Here is a 22,357-nt window from a genome sequence, read left to right on the forward strand (position 1 = left end):
CTTTATCATTTATCATATTTATCGAAATTAACAGCTCTTACTTGTTTAGATAACAAAAAATCATTGGATTTGGTATCAAATTAAATCTTCATTGGAAGTATGAATAATTCAGGTTAAATCTTGTTTTGCCAGATTTTTTGGTAAACGGTAAGGGGGTCAATATGAAAAAATTAATTTTTGTCCTCTGGGCAAGTATTGCAGCCATCCTTCTTGCTGCCTGCAGCAATAGCGGCGGAGATTCTTCCGGTTCCATCCAGACAGAATCCTATACGGCGGAGCCGCAATTTACGGTGGAGGAGCGGGCCGCAGACATGGCAGATGCAGATATGGCTGTGGAAAATGCTGAGAGCGGGGATGGAGATAGCGCCGACCAGGGAGCAGAGGAAATTCCTGCCCAAAAGGACCGGGTCATTATTTATCATGCGAATCTATCAATTGAAGTAAAAAACTATGATGAGGCCGTAAACGAAATTGAATCCCAGGCGGCTTCCAAAGGCGGGTATGTTGTAGAATCAACGATGCACGGCCGCGGGGATGACAGACGGACTGGCTACATCACGCTAAGAATCCCGCAGGAACATTTTCCATCCTTTCTTCAATTTATGGAAGAAGGGAGCTTTAAAGTGCTGGACAGCAACATATCCGGTGAAGACGTAACCGAAGAATATGTTGATTTGGAGTCCCGCCTGAAGTCGAAAAGAGTTGTAGAAGAAAGATTATTAGCCTTTATGGAAGAAGCGGAGAAGACGGAGGATTTATTAAAAATATCCAATGATTTAGCGAAGGTGCAGGAAGAAATCGACCAGATTGTCGGCCGGATGAAATATTTAGAAAACAAGTCGGATTTAGCAACGGTAACGATTCATATTGAAGAAAGAAATGTATCCCTGACTGGGGAAGAAGATTTGAACACATGGGAAAGAACGGCGGAACAATTTAAGAAGAGCCTTAATTTCCTTATGTCCTTCTTTTCCGGCTTGGTTGTTTACGTCGTTGGCGGATTTCCGATTATCGCCATCATGGCACTGATAGGACTTATCATTTACTACATCATCAGAAAACAGAGGAAGAAGGATTCATAAAATGCCACGGGTGCCAATGTCCATGGCACCCGTGGGAAGAATCCAGGCGATATTTAAATTTATTCCTTCATTTTGGCGGGCAAGGCGTGGATGGATTCGATCAGCTGATTCAGCTTTGCCTCAATGCGGTGGAGCAAATAGAAGGTAACCGCAATGGGGAAGCCGACCTCAGTGATAACAGATATCCATGTTTCCAAGCGTCATCCCTCCTTAAAATTGTCGTAAAGGTACAAAAGCATCCAGTGAAAGACGTTCACTGGATGCTTCTGCTATTACGGTAATTCAATTTCTTCAACGATATTTTCTACAACCCGCGCACTATGTTTTTCCACCAGGTCACCGCCGCCGGAAGTAAAAACATTTTGTGCAATAATTTCATCCATTGCCGTGCTGACAGCGGCAGGGTCCACCGGTTCCTTTGGCTGATCGATGGAAAAGGTGACCGTCTTTCCGTCTTCATTCAAAAATTTCAGCTCCAGCCGTTTCATCCTTTTCCCTCCTTTCTAAAAAATATGCGCCAGTTTATTCGCCGTCACGAATTTCCGACTGGTCACGGCGGACGATGTTATAAAGCGGATGTTCCTGCAAATCCGCAATGGCCGTCGCTGCGGCAAACAGCTTGTCTGCCGTCGCATCCGTTTTGACGTTATTAAAACTTTTGTATTTTAAAATTGGTTTCCCTGTATCCATATCTGTCCCGGCTTGGAAGACAAGCTGCAAAGACGTATTTGTTAAATATTGTACGGCCATCTTTGTCACCTCCTTTTCACCCGTATAATCGCACCGAAAAACTGGGTGGAGGGGGAATAGGGAATTTTCCTCAGCGGCGGATACGCTTGACTTCCTACAGAGCTGATGTCCAGCAAAAAACAGCACCCCATTTCCAAATCTTGAACATGGAGTGCTGTCTTGTTTTGATTATTTCCGTTTCCGCATCATATCCATCCGCTTCACCGGATGCTTTACGCGCATTTTGACGATCATCAGCGGATGCGGTGCCCGGTCAATCGGATTTCCTTCTTCGTCCCACATTTCTTCGATTGTCTGATTCAGGTGGGTATAGTCCGGGCCGTAAAATTCGATTTCATCGCCAACCCCGAAGTTGTTGCGCTGTTCGATCGTTGCAATTTCCGTTTCCGGATCGTAATCGAGGACTTGTCCGATAAACGTATACGCAGGAATTTTCCGCTTTTTGCCAAACAGCTGCTGATTCTCATCCGGAATGCCGTAATAAAATCCGGTAGCCAATTCCCGCTGGGCCACTTTCCACAACTCATCTTCCCAAGCCTGATTAAACTCGTAGTTGTCCGGGTCGGCACAGTACGCATCAATCGCTTGCCGGTAAACACTTGCGACCGTCGAAACGTAGTGAATGGACTTCATTCGTCCTTCAATTTTCAAGCTGTCGACGCCAGCTTCCACTAAATCAGGAATATGGCGAATCATCGACATATCGACCGCGCTCATGGAAAAGTCTTCCTCCGGGTCTCCGCCTAACAGCGATTTGCGGTTTCCAGGAAGATCCATCTCAAACAGGTCATATTTCCAGCGGCACGATTGGGAACAGCCACCGCGGTTAGCATCGCGATGGGACATATGGTTGGAAAGCACGCACCGTCCCGAATAGGAAATACACATCGCACCGTGGATAAACGTTTCAATTTCAATATCGGTATTCCGTTTCATTTCCCGGATTTCTTCCATGCTTACTTCGCGGGCTAAAACGACCCGTTCCAAGCCCTCTTCTTTCCAGAAGTTCAATGTTTCATAGTTCGTTGCCGAGGCTTGGGTTGAGAGATGGATTGGCAATCCAGGCGCTTCCGTGGCGCATATTTCGATTAATGCCGGGTCGGATACGATGACGGCGTGGATGCCGATATCCCGCAACGTCCGGAAATAGTCCCCGGCTCCTTTCGTATCCCCTTCATGGGCGACCATATTTGCAGCAACATATACTTTGGCGCCGCGCTCATTGGCAAAACGGACTCCTTCCCGCATTTCATCAAAGGTAAAGTTTCCAGCCCGGCTTCTCAGTCCGTATGCATTTCCGCCGATATACACCGCATCGGCGCCATAATGAATGGCAACTTTTAATTTTTCCAGCGTACCAGCTGGTGCTAACACTTCCGGTTTCTTCGTAATCGTTCTCATCGCTTCCTACCTCACCTTTTCCTTTCCTGATGTTTTTATTACTGAATGTCTGTCGGATTTTTTACGTAAAACCCTTTGTCCAAACCTCTTTCCTGCGGGTGAAGCTGAACGAGCTGTTCCTGCAATTCATCCCGCAATGCATCGGTCCATCGGTTTTCCGTCACCGCTTCCTTCGCTTTTACGAACAGTTCGGCAATCTTGACAAAGGTTTCTCCTTTCACAAAAATCCCGTCCAATTTCCATTGGGCAATCCCCATTTCCTTCAGTTCTCCGAGCACGGTCATCAAATTCACATCGTTCGTCGCAAAAATATGGGTTCCGTGCTCGTCTTCATAAATGGAATAATGGGTATCTTTATTTTTCGGCTCGGAAATGAACAGCCCCCGGTCTTTTCCGGTATCTTCTTCCGCGCCGACGAAGCCAAAATAGTTTTTAACTAGCGGCCGTTTCGACTGATGGATGCACGTTGCCCCATACACTAATATTTCAACGGGTACGTTTGACTTCTCGGCAATCTCTTCCAGCTCCGGTTTCGTCAATTCCCGGGCCAAAACCGCCGCCGTTGCTCCCCGTTTTGCCCAAAAATTAATTTGCGTTGAATTCGTTACGAGCGTCTGGGCGTCATACACGAAGGGAATCGCAATATCGTTTTTCTTCATTAAATGCACGACGCCGGGATCCCCGACGACGACGGCATCGACACCAATTTCCAGCAAAAATTGTAAATAAGGTACAACATCTTGCAAATGTTCATTGTGCATAATCGCATTGACGGCAATTCGCACTTGCTTTTGTTCTTTATGGGCAAAATCAGTGATTTCTTTTATTTCTTCGTAGGAAAATGAAGCTGGAAGTCGAAGGCCAAACCGCTTTTCCCCGATATAGAGGATATCGACGCCTGCAGCGATTAAAGATTTGGCCTGTTCGACGGATTCTGCCGTTGCAATAATCTCTACCATTTTTTAAAAACTCCTCCAATATATGTCAGTTTACATTCCACATCTATCAATTTTACTATAATCTGAAAAAATATTTAGTGACAAATTTATCATATTTACAGGAAAAATAGGAAGTTCGAGAAGTGCCTTATGCATGTTGCCGGGGAGGAGGGCTTATAGCCGCCACTTTTCTTGCGGAAGAAGAACGGCAAGGCGAACCAAAATCAATCGCTCCCTTCACCAGCGAAAGCCAGGTCTTTGTAATATGTTATAAAATATTTTTTTACGAATGTCATCCAAATTGTTCGGTTCATAAACATGTAAAAAACCCAAGAGCGGATCAACTCTTGGGTTTGATTTCTTTTATTCCATTCCGATGGCAACGTACTGGCTTTCTAAGAAGGCGTCAATTCCTTGGTGTCCGCCTTCCCGGCCGATTCCGCTTTCTTTCATGCCGCCAAACGGTGCTTGTGCAGCCGATGGCAATCCTTCATTCCAGCCGATGACCCCGAAATCGAGCTGTTCGATGACGCGGATTCCCCGGGCGACATTTTCTGTGAACACGTAGGCTGCCAGCCCATACTCGGTGCTGTTCGCCAGACGGATTGCTTCTTCCTCCGTTTCAATTTTTTGAATTGGAGCGACCGGACCGAATGTTTCTTCTTTCATAATGAGCATCGATTCTTTTACGTCCCGGATGACCGTCGGCTGACAGAAATATCCGCCGCTTTTCTCGATTCGTTCTCCTCCGGCAACAACCGTTGCTCCTTGTTTCACCGCATCTTCAATATGGTGGAGCACTTTTTCCAAGCCTGCCTCATTAATTAATGGACCGACATCGACGGAATCATCCAATCCGTCTCCGACTTTCAAGTTTTCTACCGCTTTTGCGTATTTTTCTACGAATTCGTCATAAATGCCAGACTGAACGTAAATCCGGTTGGCACAAATACAAGTTTGGCCCGTATTGCGGAACTTCGATGCAAGTGCCCCCTGAACCGCCTTGTCTACATCCGCATCATCAAAGACGAGGACAGGAGCGTGTCCGCCAAGTTCCAGCGAAAGTTTTTTCACTTGTTTGGCGCTTTGTTCGATTAATAGCTTTCCAACTTCGGTAGAACCGGTAAAGGTAATTTTCCGTACTTTGTCGTTGTTCATTAAAGCGTTTGTAATTTTGCTGGAAGAGCCGGTAACGATGTTTACCGTACCTTTCGGAAAGCCGGCTTGCTCGCACAGTTCCATCAGTTTCATCGCTGTCAGCGGACTTTCACTGGATGGTTTCATAATGACCGTACAGCCAGCAGCAAGAGCCGGTCCCATTTTCCGGGTAAGCATCGCTGCCGGGAAGTTCCATGGGGTAATGGCAGCAACGACGCCGATTGGTTTCTTCCACACTTGCATCCGTTTATTGTTCATATGGGTCGGAATCGTTTCCCCGTATATCCGTTTTGCTTCTTCCGCATACCATTCGATGAATGTTGCGGCGTAGACGACTTCCCCGCGGGATTCTTTAATCGGTTTGCCCATTTCCAGCGTCATGATTTCCGCCAATTCTTCTTGGTTTTCCAGCATCAGCTCGTACAGTTTTTTCAAGTAAGCAGACCGTTCGTAAGCAGTCAGTTTGGACCAGGATTGAAAAGCGGAATAGGCTGCCTCAATAGCTGCCTCTGTTTCTGCTTCACCGCCCCGCGGAACCGTTCCGACCACTTCCCCGTTTGCCGGGTTTACGACTTCCATTTTTTCCAAGTTTTCGCCAACCCACTCGCCGTTAATGTGCAACAAATACTCTCTCATTTCTCCACCTCATTTTCTCCTTCCTGCTCGGAAAGGGTTTTCTTTTTGTATTGTCGACAAACAACATTTACAAAAATTATATTCCTGGCAAATTCGAGTGTCAAGTCAATTGTTTATTTTCTAAATATATTGAATAAAACTTGTCCGCTTTCTGGGTAAGCAAGGGAATGCGCTAAAATTTTCTCCTTTAGCACGGAATATTGTATGATACACTAGAAAAAAAGGGGGAATCGTCATGAACATTATTGATACCCATTGTGATGCATTGTTTAAGCTGCAATGGAATGTCCGCAGCCAATATGATAAAAAGCCGTCGTTGGATTATCAGAACGCAGAGGAATTGGACACGAACGTCCGCCGACTCCAGCAAGGGGACGTAAAAGTGCAATTTTACGCCATCTTTATCCCGCCGGAAGTGCCGGAAAATGAAAAATGGCAGCACGCCCTTGAGCAGGTTGATCTTTTTTACCGGGAAGTCATCGGGAAAAATCCGAACATCGTACATATTCGCTCCTGGAAGGATTTGGAAACCTTACAGGAAGAGGAAATCGGTGCGGTTATTACGCTGGAGGGGGCAGACCCGATCGGAAATGACATCGTCAAATTACGGCATCTATTCCGGCTCGGTGTCTTGTCTTTCGGGCTGACGTGGAACCATGCGAATCTTTGTGCCGATGGGGCCGAAGAACCTCGCGGCGCCGGCTTAACGGTTTGGGGAAAAGAAGTTGTGAAAGAAAATAACCGCCATCAAGTGCTGACCGATGTTTCCCATTTATCGGTGAGAGGTTTTTGGGATGTCATCGAGCTTGCCGATTATCCTTTCGCCAGCCACTCCAATGCGAGGACAGTGTGCGATCATCCCCGCAATTTGTACGACGACCAAATCCGAGCGCTTATTGAAAAGAATGGAACGATTCACGTCGTCTTTTACCCGCCTTTTATTAACGAAGGAAAGGAGACGGCGGAAATTGCGGATCTCCTCCGCCATATTGACCATATTTGCTCCCTCGGCGGGGAAAAACATATCGGCTTTGGCTCGGACTTTGACGGCATCAGCAGCCGTGTCCGTCGGCTGGAACATGCGGGACAATACGAAAACCTTATCAACGAATTGTTAAAATATTATCCGGAAGAAACAGTGAAAGGATTTTGTTATCAAAACTTTATGGACTGCCGGCCGCATATTAGATAGGGCGCCGTTTCCGCACGAAGCTGCAAAACGAAGGGGAACATCAATACAGGTGTGTATCGTTTCCATCATATAAAAAAGGGAAATGGACGGATTCTCCATTTCCCTTTAGTCTATAAGTTTTGGCCGTAATATTTTTCCAAGGAAAAGCCCCGGCCCATAATTTCAGAAGCATTAATAAAAATGACGAAGGTCGCCGGCACTTCTTCCTGCAGTCTTTTCTTCAGATGGATTGCTTCCCGGCTGTCCGTCACACAGAGAATCATCGTCTTATCCTCGTTCGTATACCCGCCGATGGACCGCACTTTCGTTAATCCCCGGTCCAGTTCGTTGTGGATGATTCCTTGAATTTTTTCCTCGTTATCCGTAATAATTAAGATTAGCTTTGTGCTCGACGTCCGCAGCTGGACGAAATCGATGGCTTTTCCGGATATGTAAATCGCAAGCAGGGCAAAGAGGGTTAATTCCAGATTAAAGACGATGACACTGGCAATGACGACGATGCCGTCCACGATAAATTGGGAATATCCGCTGGAAATGCCGGTAAACTTTTTCACGATTTGCGCAATCGCCGCCGTTCCTCCTGTGGAACCGTTCCCTTTATAAACGATGCCGAGGCCGACGCCAAGAAGAATCCCGCCGTACAAGGAGGCTAAAAATGGATTCGTAACGGTAAAGGGAATATCTTCTGTTAAAAAAATCACAAATGGGACCCAAAAGGTTCCGACGAGGGTTTTCCAGCTGAAATCTTTGCCAAGGGCCAGCCAGCCGATGATAAAAATCGGCACGTTAATAATAAATTGAACGAAGGCAGGACTTGTAGCATACAGTTCAAAAAGAATCGTGCTGACTCCGGAAATGCCTCCTGCAGCAATTCGGGATGGCAGGAAAAAGATATTATAGGCAAAGCCGACAATCGTTGCGCCGGTCAAAATATAGCACAGATGCAAAAACGTTTTGTTCTCTTTCATTGCAAACTTCCCTTCAGCAAACGATGGTGCATGTATACTGTATCACTGTTGAGTTGGAGAAGTAAATGATAAACATAAGGGGCGGATGAATTTGATTAAAAAAATGGATGTGACGAAGGAAAAGCATGCAAAAGACGTGCTAAAGCTGCAAATCCCAGCATACCGGCAGGAAGCAGCACTTATCGGCGATGACCGCCTGCCGCCGCTTACGGATACGGTACGTTCCCTGCAGACCTGCGGCGAAACCTTTTATGGCTTTTATCGTAACGGAAAATTACGTGGTGTCATTTCCTGCAAAGTTAAAGGCGGCGTACTGGATCTGCATCGTCTTTTCGTCAGCCCGAGTGATTTTCGCCAAGGTATCGCACAGAAGCTATTCGATTTTGTGCAAAAGAATGAATCTCGTATGACGAAAATGACCGTCGCAACAGCTGCAAATAACAAGCCAGCCATCCGTTTTTACGAAAAAAACGGCTTTGTTCAAATAAAAGAGCAAGATACGGCGGAAGGGATACGCCTAATATGTTTTGAGAAGAAAATAAGTTCAGACGAATAGCGGCTGCCGTTGAGCAATTTCCTTTGCGACCCGTTCGGTAAACTCCCTCCCCAGCTTTGGCACTTTTGCTTTCAATACCGAGTTCATCATTGGCCCCATCATGCCTTTCGCCGATATTTCCAATGAGCCGGTAATTTTCGTTTTCCTGTCTGTAATCGGGGCGGCGGTAAAATAGCCTTGACCAGAACAAGGATAATCGATTACGGATAAGGAAAAAGCAATGAATGTGGGCGCCTGCACTTCCGTTAATTCAACTTGCACAGAAATTTGTTTCCGCACTTTCCCTATTTCCCCTTGCAGCTTCCATATGGACTTTTGCGAATCGAGCTTCCAATGTTCTACGTATCCAGGCAGGAGCGGCGCCCAATGATCAAAATCTTTTACAAAATTCCAGATAACAGAAATTGGCAGATCCATTTCGACATGATGAATGCCTGATGCCAAAAAAATACCTCCTTTAATCAATGCATGCACGCTTATTATATGGCAGGGCAAAAAGAATTAGACCAAGGTTTCGTATAATTTAATTTCTAAAGCAAAAATTAATAGGGAACAGAAGCAATTTCTGTTCAATACCGCCGAGGAGTGATTCACGTTGGCAAATCGTAATAAACTGGTAGTGCCTGGTGCCGAACAAGCATTGAATAACATGAAAGAGGAAATCGCAAGGGAATTCAATGTGGAACTGGGCGCAGACACGACTGCCCGGGAGAACGGATCGGTGGGCGGCGAGATGGTTAAACGAATGATCCGAATCGCCGAAGAAAACATGAAAAATAAAAATCAGTAACGTAAGGCTTGAAGCTGTGGCGTAATGTCACAGCTTTTTTTGGCGGGGTATTCGGGGGATCAAAGGATGATAAGAATATCAGCTTACTGCGCAAGTTATCGGCGAACTTTGCAATAAATCGGCTTTCGGTGCAAGTTATCGGCGAATTTTTGCGATAAATCAGCTTTTTACGCAAGTATATCGGCAAACTTTAGCGATAAATCGGCTTTTTACGCAAGTATATCTGCGAACTTTGCAATAAATCGGCTTACTGCGCAAGTATATCGGCAAACTTTGCAATAAATCGGCTTTCAGCGCAAGTTATCTGCGAACTTTGCGATAAATCGGCTTTCGGCGCAAGTATATCGGCGAACTTTTGCAATAAATCGGCTTTCAGCGCAAGTTATCGGCGAATTTTTGCGATAAATCGGCTTTCAGCGCAAGTATATCGGCGAATTTTTGCGATAAATCGGCTTACTGCGCAAGTATATCGGCGAACTTTGCAATAAATCGGCTTTTCTTTCGATTTATCGAGCGCTGATTTAAAAATATCGGCGATTTCCCAAAAATTTCGGCGTTTCGGGCTTAGATATCGGCGTTTTCCCAAAAATTTCGGCGTTTCGGGCATGGATATCGGCGATTTCCCAAAAATTTCGTCCTAACTCCAAATATATCGAGCGCAGAAATAAATTTATCGGCTTTAAGCTTTATATCGGCTTAGCTCACTGATATATCGTCTTTTAAGCATCTTCCAATATATTAGCGTTTGCACGTCGCCATATGCGGAAGCCCGCACAATCCCCGAAAAAATAAAAGGACGGCTCTAGCCATCCTTTTATTTCACCTTGGAAGTTTCACAAACTTTGACCGTCCAGTTAAATGGGTCTTCGATTTTTCCGTATTGGATTCCGGTGATTGTATCATACACTTTTTTCGACAGTTCCCCGGTTTTGCACTCGTTGATGACGATATGTTTTCCTTCCCAGTAAAGTTCGCCGATCGGAGAAATTACTGCAGCCGTTCCGCTGCCAAAGGCTTCCTCCAGTTCTCCTTTTTCATACGCATCGTACATTTCTTCCATAGAAATGCGCCGCTCCGTTACAGGCAGGCCCCAATGTTTGAGCAAGTGGATAACCGAATCCCGTGTGATCCCTGGAAGAATGCTGCCGTTAAGCGCAGGGGTAATGATTTCGCCGTTTACCTTGAAAAAGACGTTCATGCTGCCGACTTCTTCAATGTATTTCCGTTCTACGCCATCCAGCCAAAGCACTTGGGAATAGCCTTCTTTTTCCACGATTTCTTGCGCCTTCAAGCTGGCAGCATAGTTTCCGCCCGTTTTTGCTTCCCCGGTGCCGCCTTTGACTGCCCGGACGTATTTATTTTCTACGGCAATTTTAACCGGATTGATGCCTTCTTTGTAGTAGGAGCCTACCGGTGACATAATTACGATAAATTTATATTGATGGGCTGGTGCCACGCCTAAAAAAGGTTCTGTTGAGATGATAAACGGCCGGATGTAGAGGGACGTTCCTTCTGCATCAGGCACCCATTCCTGGTCGATTTCCACCAATTTTTTGATCGCCTTCACGAGGAATGCTTCATCAATCGGAGGAATGACGAGCCGTTCATTTGATCTGTTCATGCGCTCCATATTTTTTTCCGGGCGAAACAGCTGAACCGACCCGGATTTTGTCCGGAATGCCTTTAACCCTTCAAATACCGACTGTCCATAATGGAAAATCATTGCCGCCGGATCCAATGTAATCGGCTGATACGGGACAATGCTCGCGTTATGCCAGCCGATTCCCTCCGTGTAGTCCATGACAAACATGTGGTCCGTAAAAATGCGGCCGAATACGAGTTCAACTGCTTTTGGCTTTTCTTTTTTCGATTGACTGAGCTCCACACGAATTGACTGTTCTTCCATTTGTATTATCCCCTTAGATTAAAAGTTTTTATATATGATAAATTATATTTATCTTTTAAGCAATACCAATTTTCAAAAAGATAGTATATTCTTATTACAACTTTTTCACTTATGAACGGCGATTGTCCATCATTCCCCTTGGTCAATCTCCCTGTCTGGTATACAATGGCAGTATAAAGCGTTGGAAAGGGTGGAACCGGTGAAGGCGATTTTTTTTGACTTGGACGACACGCTGCTCTGGGATGAACGCAGCATACAGTTAGCCTTCGAAGATACGTGCGAATTGGCAAAACGAAAATATGAACTCGACCCGAAAGTGCTGGAGGAAAATACAAGAAAAGCAGCAAGGGAATTATACGAAAGTTATGACGTATATCCGTTTACGCAAATGATCGGCATTAATCCCTTTGAAGGGCTATGGGGAGAATTCCGTGACGAAGGGAAAGGGTTTCAGCAGCTAAAGGAAATCGCTCCCGAATACCGGAAAAAAGCATGGACAGAAGGATTGAAAGCAATGGGCGTGAATGACCCTGAATTCGGAGAGGAGCTCGGCGAAACCTTTCCCGCCATGCGAAAAAAGCACCCTCTTCTCTATGAGGATAGTTTGCCTGTTTTGCAAAAGTTAAAAGGGAAGTTTAAGCTCATTCTAATTACGAACGGCTCTCCAGATTTGCAAAAGACGAAACTGACATTAACACCGGAACTGGCTCCGTTGTTCGATGAAATTATCATTTCCGGTGATGTCGGCCGGGGAAAACCGGATCCGGTCATTTTTGAACATGCATTAAAGTTGGCTTCTGTGAAAGCGGAAGAGGCGATGATGGTCGGGGACAATTTAAATACGGACATCCTTGGAGCCAATCGGACGGGAATACCTTCTGCCTGGCTAAACCGGAAAGGGAAAAAGGCGAACCCGGATATTCGTCCGACGTATGAAATTACGAAGCTGGAACATTTGCTCGAGCTGCTGTAACGGTTCACAATGGTGAACCGTTTTTTCTTTTCGGCGTCACCAATTATAATTCCTTGTGCTGGAGGCAAACTATCTTTATGGGAGGTGGACGCATGGATAAAGAACTGCATTATGGGTCGGATTATAAATTCATCCCTGCCACTTCCGTCGGGAGCGGGGTCGGCACGGAAGTTTTGCCAGACTTGTATTGCTATACTGTGCAAATTGTCAATATTGTTCTCGTTGGCCGGGATAAAGACAATTTTGTGTTAGTCGATGCGGGCATGCCAGGTTCTGCTGAAAAAATTATCGCTGCGGTGGAGGAACGTTTCGGTGAAAACAGCCGGCCAAAAGCCATTGTGTTAACCCACGGCCACTTTGACCACGTTGGTGCAGTCATTGAGCTGGTGAAACATTGGAATGTTCCCGTTTTCGCCCATGAACTGGAATTTCCATATTTGACAGGGCAGGAAAGTTATCCGGAGCCGGACCCGACGGTGGAAGGGGGGATGGTGGCAAAAATGTCGCCCCTGTTCCCGAATGAACCGATTGACATCGGAAGTGCACTGGAAATCCTGCCGAAAGATGGCACGGTTCGATACATGCCTGGCTTTCGCTGGATTCATACACCGGGGCATACGCCGGGACATGTCGCATTTTTCCGGGAAGAGGACAGGGCTTTAATTGCCGGGGACGCCTTTGTCACTGTGAAACAGGAATATTTGTATAAGGTGATGACCAAGGAGCAGGAAATAAGCGGGCCCCCAAGATATTTGACGACAGACTGGCAAAGCGCAAAGGAATCGGTAATGAAATTGGAAGCGCTGAAGCCGAAAATAGCGGTAACCGGCCATGGCCTGCCAATGTCTGGCGAAAACCTATCTCAAAGCCTGGAACAGTTAGTCCGGGACTTTGACCGCATTGCAAAGCCAGATTACGGCAAGTATGTAGATAAAAATTTGCATTGATGATCGGGGACCGCTGAAATATTTGAGGGATGATTAGAATTAGATGCTGGAAAGCTGAAAATTTTTGATATGCGCTGAGTCGATGGGGCAAACCGTTAGAATCAAAGCGAATCGCTGAATAATTTGGCGAACTGTAAGAAAAAAACAGGTAACCGCTGAAAAACTTGCAGAAGCGCTGAATATTCGGCTGGGAGCGTTAGAATCCTCCCGCACCGCTGAAAACGGTGAAAAACCGTTAGAAAAAACAAGAGAAAAGCTGAATTTTTCAGAACAACGCTGAATCGATGGGGCAAACCGTTAGAATCAAAGCGAATCGCTGAATAATTTGGTGAACCGTAAGAAAAATGCAGGAAAACGCTGAAAAACTTGTAGAAGCGCTGAATATTCGTCTGGGAGCGTTAGAATCCGCCCGAACCGCTGAAAACGGCGAAAAACCGTTAGAAAAAACAAGAGAAAAGCTGAATTTTTCAGAATATCGCTGAATAAAAAGAGGATACCGTTAGAATCAAGGCAATCCGCTGAATAATCATAGAGAAAAGCTGGGCAAAAATAAGGAGCACACCGGTTACATCAAAAAAAGTTCCAATTCCTCGACAAGAGAAATTGGAACTTCTTATGGCTGTTGTGCGCAGCGGTGCAGCTTCAAACCGCCGCTATTCTACAAATCTATCGCTACAACGTCGTTGATTTCCTGCAGTTTCTTTAATTCCTCTAAAGCAGCATCGTCCAAATGCCGGTCAATTGTCAGCATCATCATGGCGCTTCCGCCGACATCGGAACGATCCACCTGCATCGTTGCAATGTTTATATCGTGTTTTGCCAAAATGCTTCCCATCCGTCCGATCACCCCAGGCATATCAATATGCTGGATAAATACCATATGCCCTTTAGGGGTGACGTCCACACTATAGTCATCCACTTTCACTATCCGCGGACCGAGGCCGTTCAGCAGCGTCCCCGATACTCTTCGCGTTTGGGATTTTGTTTTGATTTCCACCGTAATTAAATTCGTAAAACCTTTATTGGACGAAGTTTTGCTTTCTCGCACCGTAATATCCCGGCGCTCCGCAAGATATAAGGCGTTTACGTCATTGACATGGCTTCCGAGATGGCGTTTTAAAATTCCTTTTACCGTGTTGCGGGTGAGAGGGCTAACCTCCACATCATACAATTCCCCGGAATAGTAAATATGGATTTCTTCTGCCACTTCCTTCACCAAATCAATCAGAAAGGCGCCTAATTTTTCTGCCAAATGGAAGTATGGTTCAATCGTTGCTAACACGTCTTTCGGCAGCGACGGCAAGTTGACCGGATTTTTTACCGGTTCCCCGTTTAAATACCGGATGACATCCCGGCTCACATCAATGGCGACAATTTCCTGGGCTTCCACTGTGCTTGCTCCCAAATGAGGGGTTGCCACGACTTGCGGCAATTCCAGCAGCCGATGTTCGTGGAACGGTTCCTCCTCAAACACGTCAAGGGCAGCGCCTGCCACTTTGCCGGAGACAATCGCATCGTACAAGGCATCCTCATCGATAATGCCTCCCCGGGCGCAGTTGACGATATAGACGCCGTCCTTCATTTTCGCAAAGGCGTCTGCATTAATTAAATGCCGTGTTTCTTTCATCAGCGGCGTATGCACCGTAATAAAATCTGCCTGCTGGATTACTTCTTCAAACGTGCCGCAGCCGATTCCCATTTTTTCCGCCTTTTCCTTCGTTAAAAACGGGTCATAGGCAATGACGTTCATCCGCTGTCCCTTCGCCCGGTATGCTACCTCACTGCCGATTCTTCCGAGACCGATCACACCGAGGGTTTTATCTTTTAGCTCCACACCGACATATTTTTTCCGGTTCCATTCATGGTTTTTTAACGCCAAATAAGCTTGGGGAATGTTCCGGGAAAGGGCCATGATCATCGCCATCGTATGTTCGGCCGCCGAGTTCGTATTGCCATTCGGAGCATTGACGACGATAATCCCGTGCTCGGTGGCTGCTTCCAAGTCAATATTGTCCACCCCGACGCCGGCCCGGCCGATAATTTTTAAATTTTTTGCTTTGCTGATCAGGGAGCGGGTCACTTGCGTCTGGCTCCGGACGAGCAGCGCATCGAACCCGACAATTTTTTCCTCCAGTTGTTCCGGAGTCAGTTCGGTATCAACGACAACATGAATATTTTTTGCCTCCCGTAAAGGCTGAATTCCCTCTTCACTTAACGGGTCCGTGATTAAAACGTGAAAAGTCATTTCTGTCCCTCCTGGTTGACGTAAATTTCCTGGGCTGCCTGTACTCCTTTTCCTAGCTCAATCGATTTCCCGATTTTCGTTAAGCCGATTTCCAGCAGGCTGATTGTCTGCAGCACGTCGGCCGGGGAGCAATAGCCCATGTGGCCGATGCGGAAAATTTGTCCTTTCAAATGCTGCTGCCCGCCGGCAAGGGTCAGGCCAAAGTCTTCCTTCACTGCTTTCCGCAGCATTTCCGGGTCAAAATCAGCCGGTTTTACTGCCGTAACCGTAGGCGATGCATCCGAATCAGCGGTAAACAAAGGAATGTCGAGCGCCTGGAAAGCGGCCCGCGTCATTTTCATCATAAGCTGATGCCGCCGATACACTTCCTCCAATCCTTCTTCCTCCAGCAGCTTAAGCACTTCCTGCAGTCCGTATAAAAGGGAGACGGCCGGGGTAAAAGGAGTGGAGTTTTTCTCCAAGTTATCTCGATATTTTCTTAGATCGAAATAAAAGCGGGAGCGGTTATTTTCTTCCATCGCCTTCCATGCCCGCTTGCTTGCAGCAATAAAGGTCAATCCCGCCGGCAGCATGAGCGCTTTTTGCGAACCGGTTACGACAACATCGACACCCCATTCGTCCATCTTTGTTTCTGCGCCGCCGACAGCGGATACCCCGTCAACAATAACAAGGGCATTGGAATATTGCCGCACTGCTTTCGCGATATCTGCAACCGGGTTCAGCACCCCGGTGGACGTTTCGCAATATGTACAAAAGACAGCGGAAATGCCCGGATGCTGCTGCAGCAGATGGGCCACCTTTTCCGAATGGACTGCTTCACCCCAAGGGACGTCAAGCCGGTGATAGCGAATTTCATATGCATCGCAAATTTTGGCAAACCGATCGCCGAATGCTCCGGTAACAATGACAAGAACTTCATCGCCCGGCTTCACCGTATTGACGACAGCCGTCTCCAGTCCGGCGGTGCCGCTTCCTGCAAGAACGAGCACTTCCTCTTCCGTGCCAAAAACCGGCTTTAATTTTGGTGTGATATCCTCTAGCAGTTCCTTTGCTTCATCCCCGCGATGGCCGATCATCGGCTGGGACATTGCCCGCTGCACCCTCGGCGGAATCGGGGTCGGTCCCGGAATTCTAAGTATTTGCTGGTCAGGTAACAATGGTGATTTCCCCTTTCCGATGTAAACTTATTTACAAATTTTCGTGCATTTGTTGTTAAATATAGCAGTAATATCGGAGGTGTCAATGACTTTTTGCATCACCAAAAGGTAAAAATTTGCAAATTTTTTCTGTAAAGCGGTTACATTCATTTTTGTAACAAAAAATTTACAAATGATGGAAAGTCAATGCTGACCGTTATGTAAACGTATACAATATATTGCACTTGGCAAAAAATTAAAAAAGTTTACAAAAACCTATTGACCTTCTTGGCAAAACGTTATATTATTATCGGCAATATCAGAAATCTCCCATAATTCACAGTTAAAAATATTGGGGGAAAATAAAAAACGATGCATTCATTTTTTCAAATATTAACTTCAATTTGTTAAATCATTATTACGGTAAATCAAAAAATAAGCGGAAATCGATGACGGGAACAGAAACACGAGAATTCGTACTCACAGAGATCTAGGGTTGCTGAGAGCCTAGAAGTACACCGTGTTTTCTTCTCCTCCCTGAGTGCTAAGCTGAACGGACCGGGTTCCTATTAGGTTTAGCCAGGTGTAATAACACCTGTTACCAAAAGGGGACTGCGATTTTGCAGTCCGTGAGGCAGCATGCCGCGAGGGTGCTGCGAAACTGGGTGGTACCGTGAAAAGAAGGCTCTTTTCTCCCCATGCATTACTCTGCCATCGTGCAGATTTTGGGGAAAGAAGGGCCTTTTTCCTATTTTCCCTAACGAAACATGAAATGGAAATATAGCGATTTAATTGAAGGAGGTTCGTACAAAAGTGAAAGTTGAGGCTAGGCCGATGGAGGAAACAGAAAAAGGATTAAAGAGGGGAGCGGATATCTTTGTCGAATCCCTCGTCGAGCAAGGAGTAGACACGATTTTTGGCTATCCGGGCGGAGCGGTGCTCCCGATATACGACGCACTATACCGCAGCAATGCACCTTTTGACCACGTGCTTTGCCGCCATGAACAAGGGCTGATCCATGCAGCGGAAGGCTATGCACGGGTTACCGGAAAGCCGGGAGTTGTCATTGCTACATCAGGACCAGGAGCGACGAACTTAATTACCGGCATTACCGATGCGATGATGGATTCCTTGCCGATGGTCATTTTTACCGGTCAAGTCGCAACGCGGGTCATTGGAACCGACGCCTTTCAGGAAGCGGATGTCATTGGCCTGACCACACCGATTACGAAATATAATTATCAAGTTACGTCATTAAAAGAGCTGCCGCGGGTCATTAAAGAAGCGTTCCATATTGCCACAACGGGACGAAAAGGTCCGGTTGTGATTGATATACCGAAAAACGTGTCTGAAGAATTTGCTTCCGGAACGTACGATACAACGGTCCGTTTGCCGGGGTACCAGCCGACAACGAAACCGAATCCGCTGCAAATTCGCCGGCTGCAGGAAGCGTTAAGCACAGCAGAGCGGCCCGTTCTCCTCGCAGGAGCAGGCGTGCTGTTTGCGGAAGCAAGCGAAGAGCTCCGGAAGTTTGTCAAAAAATATCAGCTGCCCGTCGTGACGACGCTGCTCGGCCTAGGCAGTTTTCCCGGATCGGATCCCCTGTTTTTAGGGATGGCAGGAATGCACGGAACGTACACTGCCAACATGGCGATTTATGAATGCGACCTGCTCATCAATATCGGCGCCCGGTTTGATGACCGCCTCACCGGAGCAGTGCAGCATTTTGCCCCGAAGGCGAAAGTCGCCCATATCGATATCGACCCGGCGGAAATCGGAAAAAATATTACGACGCAAATTCCGGTCGTTGCCGATGCCAAAGAAGCGCTGAACGCCCTTATGAAAGAAGAGGTGAAAAAGAAGGACCATCAGGATTGGCTGGATCATTTGCAGAAGAAAAAAGCGAAATATCCGCTCTGGTATGAACGGTCCAAAGAATCGATTTCACCCCAGTGGCTCATTGAACAGGTGTATCGCATATCCAAAGGGGAAGCAATCGTAACGACGGATGTCGGACAGCACCAAATGTGGGCGGCCCAATTTTACACCTTTGATAAGCCGGACAAATGGGTCACTTCCGGAGGACTCGGCACGATGGGATTTGGTTTCCCGGCAGCGATCGGCGCCCAGCTGGCGAAGCCGGATGAAATGGTCGTTGCCATCGTCGGAGACGGCGGTTTCCAAATGACGATCCAAGAATTATCCGTCGTAAAAGAACGGAATTTGCCGGTGAAAATCATCATCGTCAATAACGAAGCGTTAGGCATGGTCCGGCAATGGCAGGAGAAATTTTACGAAGAGCGGTATTCCGAATCGATTCTGCAAAATCCGGACTTCGTCAAAATCGCGGAAGGATACGGCATTAAAGGATACCGGGTGACAAAGGAAGAAGATGTTCCGGCTCTCCTGGAAGAAGTGCTGTACAGTGACGGACCGGCCCTGATCGACTGCCGGGTGGAAAAACTGGAGTGTGTCTATCCGATGGTTGCTCCAGGAAAGGGAAATCACGAAATGATTGGGGTGACAAAATGAGACGGATTATAACAGCAACGGTGCAAAACCGGAGCGGCGTGCTGAACCGGATTACCGGCATGCTGTCGAAGCGGCAATTTAATATCGAATCGATTACCGTCGGCCCGTCGGAAACGGAAGGGGTATCGAAAATGACCTTCGTCGTTGACGTCAGCGACGACCGAAAACTGGAACAGCTGACGAAACAGCTCAACAAGCAAATCGACGTGCTGAAAGTTTCCGACATTACCGATAAGGCGATGGTGGCAAGGGAACTGGCCCTGATTAAAGTGGGGAGCAACGTTCAGACGCAGCCGGAAATTCAAGGGATTATTACTCCGTTCCGGGCGAGCATCATCGACGTCAGCAAAGATTCAGTCATCGTCCAAGTAACCGGGAAGCCGGAAAAAATCGATGCCCTGATTGAGCTGCTAAGACCATACGGCATTAAAGAACTGAGCCGGACGGGAGTCACCGCCTTCTTGCGGGGACAGCAGCCGAAAGTAATCCACGAAGCAAATACGCTATTAATATAAAAAATCATATGGAAAGGGAGATTGCTATGACAAAAGTTTTATATGAAAAAGATATCCAGAAAGAAGTGTTACAAGGAAAGAAGATTGCGATTATCGGTTACGGTTCTCAAGGCCATGCCCATGCACTGAACCTTCGGGACAGCGGCTTTGACGTTGTTGTCGGCTTGCGGCCAGGGAAATCTCAGAGAAGAGCGGAGGAAGATGGCTTCCAAGTTTATTCCGTTGCCGATGCGGTAAAAGAAGCAGATGTGACGATGCTTCTGCTGCCGGACGAACTGCAGAAAAAAGTGTATGAAGAAAGCATTAAGCCGAATTTGCAGCCAGGCAGTGCTATCGCTTTTGCCCACGGGTTTAACATCCATTACTCCCAAGTGGTGCCGCCGAACAACGTGGACGTCTTTCTAGTAGCGCCAAAGGGGCCGGGGCATCTGGTGCGGCAAACGTATGAAGAAGGGGCTGGAGTTCCTGCACTGTATGCGGTCTATCAGGATGTTTCCGGAAAAGCGAAGGAAATTGCCCTTAGCTATGCCGCCGGAATCGGTGCCGCCCGGGCGGGGATTTTAGAGACGACGTTCCGGGAAGAAACGGAAACGGATCTGTTTGGGGAGCAGGCGGTCCTTTGCGGCGGGCTTACGAGCCTCATTAAAGCCGGCTTTGAAACGCTGACGGAAGCAGGATACCAGCCGGAAGTTGCCTATTTCGAATGTTTGCACGAAATGAAGCTGATCGTCGACCTGCTCTATGAAGGCGGACTGGAAAACATGCGCTATTCCATCTCCGATACGGCCCAATGGGGAGATTTCGTGTCCGGACCGCGGGTAATCAACGAAGAAACGAAGGCACGGATGAAGGAAATTTTAGCAGATGTGCAATCCGGAAAATTTGCGAAGGAATGGATTTTGGAAAACCAGGCAGGCCGTCCGCAGTTTAATGCCATTAACGCGAGAGAAAATGCCCATCCGATTACAAAGGTCGGAAAAGAGCTGCGTGCGCTAATGCCGTTCATTCAGCAATCGGTTCAAGAGAAGGAGAGTGATGTCGGTGTCGGAAATTAAAATTTTTGATACAACCCTTCGGGACGGGGAACAGTCCCCTGGTGTGAACCTGAATAAGATGGAAAAGCTGGAAATTGCAAAACAGCTTGAACGCCTTGGGGTTGACGTGATGGAAGCGGGATTTCCCGCTTCCTCTCAAGGAGATTTTGAAGCGGTAAAGCTGATTGCGGATACGATAAAAGACGCTTCCGTAACCGGGCTTGCCCGTACGGTAAAATCCGATATCGATATCGCCTGGGAAGCGCTGAAAAATACTGCCGAACCGCGAATTCACGTGTTTTTGGCAACATCTCCCATTCATATGACGTATAAGCTGCGGATGACGCCGGAGCAGGTGATCGAACAATCGGTGGAAATGGTGAAATATGCGAAAAAGAAGTTTCCGCAAATCGAATGGTCCGCAGAAGATGCGACCCGCTCAGACTGGAAATTCCTTGCCCAAATTATTGAAAAAGTAATCGATGCGGGAGCTACCGTTATTAACCTTCCGGATACCGTCGGCTATACGACACCGGAAGAGTACGGGAAAATGTTCCGTTATATCCGGGAACATGTACCAAATATTGATAAAGTAAGCCTTTCCTGCCATTGTCATGATGATTTAGGAATGGCGGTGGCCAACTCGCTGGCAGCGGTGGAAAACGGAGTTACCCAAGTGGAAGGGACGATTAACGGCATCGGGGAACGGGCCGGAAATGCTGCCTTGGAAGAAGTGGCCGTCGCCTTGCACATCCGTTCTGATTTTTATCTGCACCGTACAAACTTGAATTTGCGGGAAATTAAACGGACGAGTGATTTAGTATCGAAATTAACAGGAATGTACGTTCAGGCGAACAAGGCGGTTATCGGCCGAAACGCTTATGCCCATGAATCAGGCATCCATCAGGACGGGGTGCTGAAGAACGCTCAAACTTATGAAATTATTACCCCGGAACTGGTTGGGGTCAGCTCCAACACCCTATTTCTCGGAAAACATTCCGGTCGCCATGCCTTCCGGGATAAAGTAGAAAGCTTCGGCATGGAACTTACGAAGGAACAGCTGCAGGAAGCCTTTACCCGGTTTAAGCAGCTGACCGACCGGAAGAAAGAAGTGACCGATGACGATATTTACACGATTGTCATGGATATTAAGACGGAGGCTTCGGCGGTGAGCAAATATCAGCTCGAATCGTTCCAAGTGCAGTACGGGACGAACAATATTCCGACGGCTACCGTCGTCTTGACGACACCAGACGGGGAAACGCTGCAGCAGGCTTGTACCGGCTCGGGCAGTGTAGAAGCTTTGTATAAAACCCTTAATGAACTGATCGATGAAGAATTAACGCTGCTCGATTACCAAATTAATTCCGTCGGCGGAGGGAAGGACGCCCTTGCCGAATCCCACGTCCAGCTGCAAGTAAACGATAAAGTGTTCCACGGCCGGGGATCGGCACAGGACGTGTTGGAAGCATCCGCCAATGCCTTTTTAAACGCGGTCAACCGGTACGTCATCCAGCAGCATTCCCAGCTGGTGAAGGAAGCGGTGAAATAAACGGAATCAGAAGGAAGACGTTTTACGAATAAAAAATAAAGAAAGG

Annotated in this window: 21 protein-coding genes; 10 read left to right on the top strand and 11 right to left on the bottom strand. The window is 47.1% G+C overall.

Translation table 11 applies throughout. From position 1 onward, the window contains the following. Positions 1-161: 161 nt before the first annotated feature. Positions 162-1,082, top strand: a complete 921-nt coding sequence (locus IEV18_RS03460) for a DUF4349 domain-containing protein (RefSeq protein WP_188390987.1) — start codon at positions 162-164, stop codon at positions 1,080-1,082. Between the two features lie 59 nt (positions 1,083-1,141). Here IEV18_RS03460 and IEV18_RS03465 read toward each other — a convergent pair whose 3' ends face one another. From IEV18_RS03465 to IEV18_RS03490, 6 genes are all read right to left on the bottom strand, one after another. Further along, positions 1,142-1,279 carry a YvrJ family protein gene (locus IEV18_RS03465; RefSeq protein ID WP_188390988.1) on the bottom strand — a complete coding sequence of 46 codons (138 nt, stop codon included), beginning with the start codon at positions 1,277-1,279 and terminating at the stop codon, positions 1,142-1,144. Positions 1,280-1,354: 75 nt separating this feature from the next. Next, on the bottom strand, positions 1,355-1,570 hold the full coding sequence (locus IEV18_RS03470) for a DUF2922 domain-containing protein (protein ID WP_188390989.1): 216 nt from the start codon (positions 1,568-1,570) through the stop codon (positions 1,355-1,357). A gap of 34 nt (positions 1,571-1,604) precedes the next feature. Continuing rightward, complete coding sequence (locus IEV18_RS03475; protein ID WP_188390990.1) at positions 1,605-1,832, bottom strand: DUF1659 domain-containing protein; 228 nt, start codon at positions 1,830-1,832, stop codon at positions 1,605-1,607. A gap of 168 nt (positions 1,833-2,000) precedes the next feature. Then, entirely contained in the window at positions 2,001-3,233 is a 1,233-nt protein-coding gene (locus IEV18_RS03480; protein WP_188390991.1) for a peptidase U32 family protein, read from the bottom strand. A gap of 38 nt (positions 3,234-3,271) precedes the next feature. Further along, positions 3,272-4,192, bottom strand: a complete 921-nt coding sequence (locus IEV18_RS03485) for a peptidase U32 family protein (protein WP_188390992.1) — start codon at positions 4,190-4,192, stop codon at positions 3,272-3,274. A 342-nt stretch (positions 4,193-4,534) separates the two neighbouring features. Continuing rightward, on the bottom strand, positions 4,535-5,965 hold the full coding sequence (locus IEV18_RS03490) for an NAD-dependent succinate-semialdehyde dehydrogenase (protein WP_188390993.1): 1,431 nt from the start codon (positions 5,963-5,965) through the stop codon (positions 4,535-4,537). A 235-nt stretch (positions 5,966-6,200) separates the two neighbouring features. Between IEV18_RS03490 and IEV18_RS03495 the strand changes: the two genes are divergently transcribed. Then, the gene (locus IEV18_RS03495) at positions 6,201-7,157 is read left to right on the top strand and encodes a dipeptidase (RefSeq protein ID WP_188390994.1); all 957 of its coding nucleotides are present in this window, start codon (positions 6,201-6,203) and stop codon (positions 7,155-7,157) included. A 110-nt stretch (positions 7,158-7,267) separates the two neighbouring features. Here the strand turns inward: IEV18_RS03495 and IEV18_RS03500 are convergent, their stop codons facing one another. Further along, positions 7,268-8,125, bottom strand: a complete 858-nt coding sequence (locus IEV18_RS03500; protein ID WP_188390995.1) for a YitT family protein — start codon at positions 8,123-8,125, stop codon at positions 7,268-7,270. Positions 8,126-8,216: 91 nt separating this feature from the next. Here IEV18_RS03500 and IEV18_RS03505 point away from each other — a divergent pair, with 91 nt between their 5' ends. Then, positions 8,217-8,681, top strand: coding sequence for a GNAT family N-acetyltransferase (locus tag IEV18_RS03505; protein WP_188390996.1), 465 nt, complete (start codon positions 8,217-8,219; stop codon positions 8,679-8,681). Here IEV18_RS03505 and IEV18_RS03510 read toward each other — a convergent pair. Then, positions 8,670-9,125 carry an SRPBCC family protein gene (locus IEV18_RS03510; RefSeq protein ID WP_188390997.1) on the bottom strand — a complete coding sequence of 152 codons (456 nt, stop codon included), beginning with the start codon at positions 9,123-9,125 and terminating at the stop codon, positions 8,670-8,672. The two genes, IEV18_RS03505 and IEV18_RS03510, sit on opposite strands and share 12 nt — an antisense overlap. A 151-nt stretch (positions 9,126-9,276) precedes the next feature. Between IEV18_RS03510 and IEV18_RS03515 the strand changes: the two genes are divergently transcribed. Then, positions 9,277-9,471, top strand: a complete 195-nt coding sequence (locus tag IEV18_RS03515; protein ID WP_188390998.1) for an alpha/beta-type small acid-soluble spore protein — start codon at positions 9,277-9,279, stop codon at positions 9,469-9,471. A gap of 814 nt (positions 9,472-10,285) precedes the next feature. Here the strand turns inward: IEV18_RS03515 and IEV18_RS03520 are convergent. Continuing rightward, the gene (locus tag IEV18_RS03520) at positions 10,286-11,377 is read right to left on the bottom strand and encodes a branched-chain amino acid aminotransferase (protein WP_188390999.1); all 1,092 of its coding nucleotides are present in this window, start codon (positions 11,375-11,377) and stop codon (positions 10,286-10,288) included. A 199-nt stretch (positions 11,378-11,576) separates the two neighbouring features. On the opposite strand from IEV18_RS03520, the gene IEV18_RS03525 reads away from it, so the two are divergent. Beyond that, complete coding sequence (locus IEV18_RS03525; protein ID WP_188391000.1) at positions 11,577-12,350, top strand: HAD family hydrolase; 774 nt, start codon at positions 11,577-11,579, stop codon at positions 12,348-12,350. A gap of 92 nt (positions 12,351-12,442) precedes the next feature. Beyond that, positions 12,443-13,297 carry an MBL fold metallo-hydrolase gene (locus IEV18_RS03530; protein WP_188391001.1) on the top strand — a complete coding sequence of 285 codons (855 nt, stop codon included), beginning with the start codon at positions 12,443-12,445 and terminating at the stop codon, positions 13,295-13,297. A 658-nt stretch (positions 13,298-13,955) separates the two neighbouring features. On the opposite strand, the gene serA is transcribed toward IEV18_RS03530, so the two are convergent. Both serA and IEV18_RS03540 read right to left on the bottom strand, forming a co-directional pair. Then, the gene (gene serA / locus IEV18_RS03535; protein WP_188391002.1) at positions 13,956-15,542 is read right to left on the bottom strand and encodes a phosphoglycerate dehydrogenase; all 1,587 of its coding nucleotides are present in this window, start codon (positions 15,540-15,542) and stop codon (positions 13,956-13,958) included. After that, entirely contained in the window at positions 15,539-16,699 is a 1,161-nt protein-coding gene (locus IEV18_RS03540) for a pyridoxal-phosphate-dependent aminotransferase family protein (RefSeq protein WP_188391003.1), read from the bottom strand. The genes serA and IEV18_RS03540 overlap by 4 nt, the downstream gene beginning before the upstream one ends. 792 nt (positions 16,700-17,491) lie before the next feature. Here IEV18_RS03540 and ilvB point away from each other — a divergent pair. From ilvB to IEV18_RS03560, 4 genes are read left to right on the top strand one after another with little or no spacing between them, the layout of a single operon-like run. Beyond that, positions 17,492-19,210, top strand: a complete 1,719-nt coding sequence (ilvB, locus tag IEV18_RS03545; protein ID WP_373281880.1) for an acetolactate synthase large subunit — start codon at positions 17,492-17,494, stop codon at positions 19,208-19,210. After that, a complete protein-coding gene (gene ilvN / locus IEV18_RS03550) occupies positions 19,207-19,725 on the top strand; it encodes an acetolactate synthase small subunit (protein ID WP_188391004.1) in 519 nt (172 codons plus the stop codon). The genes ilvB and ilvN overlap by 4 nt, the downstream gene beginning before the upstream one ends. 26 nt (positions 19,726-19,751) lie before the next feature. Next, positions 19,752-20,780, top strand: a complete 1,029-nt coding sequence (gene ilvC, locus IEV18_RS03555; RefSeq protein ID WP_188391005.1) for a ketol-acid reductoisomerase — start codon at positions 19,752-19,754, stop codon at positions 20,778-20,780. Next, complete coding sequence (locus tag IEV18_RS03560; RefSeq protein WP_188391006.1) at positions 20,767-22,311, top strand: 2-isopropylmalate synthase; 1,545 nt, start codon at positions 20,767-20,769, stop codon at positions 22,309-22,311. The genes ilvC and IEV18_RS03560 overlap by 14 nt, the downstream gene beginning before the upstream one ends. Positions 22,312-22,357 lie beyond the last annotated feature (46 nt).

This window comes from Compostibacillus humi, assembly GCF_014637175.1.
GTDB classification, from domain to species: domain Bacteria; phylum Bacillota; class Bacilli; order Bacillales; family Amphibacillaceae; genus Oceanobacillus; species Oceanobacillus humi.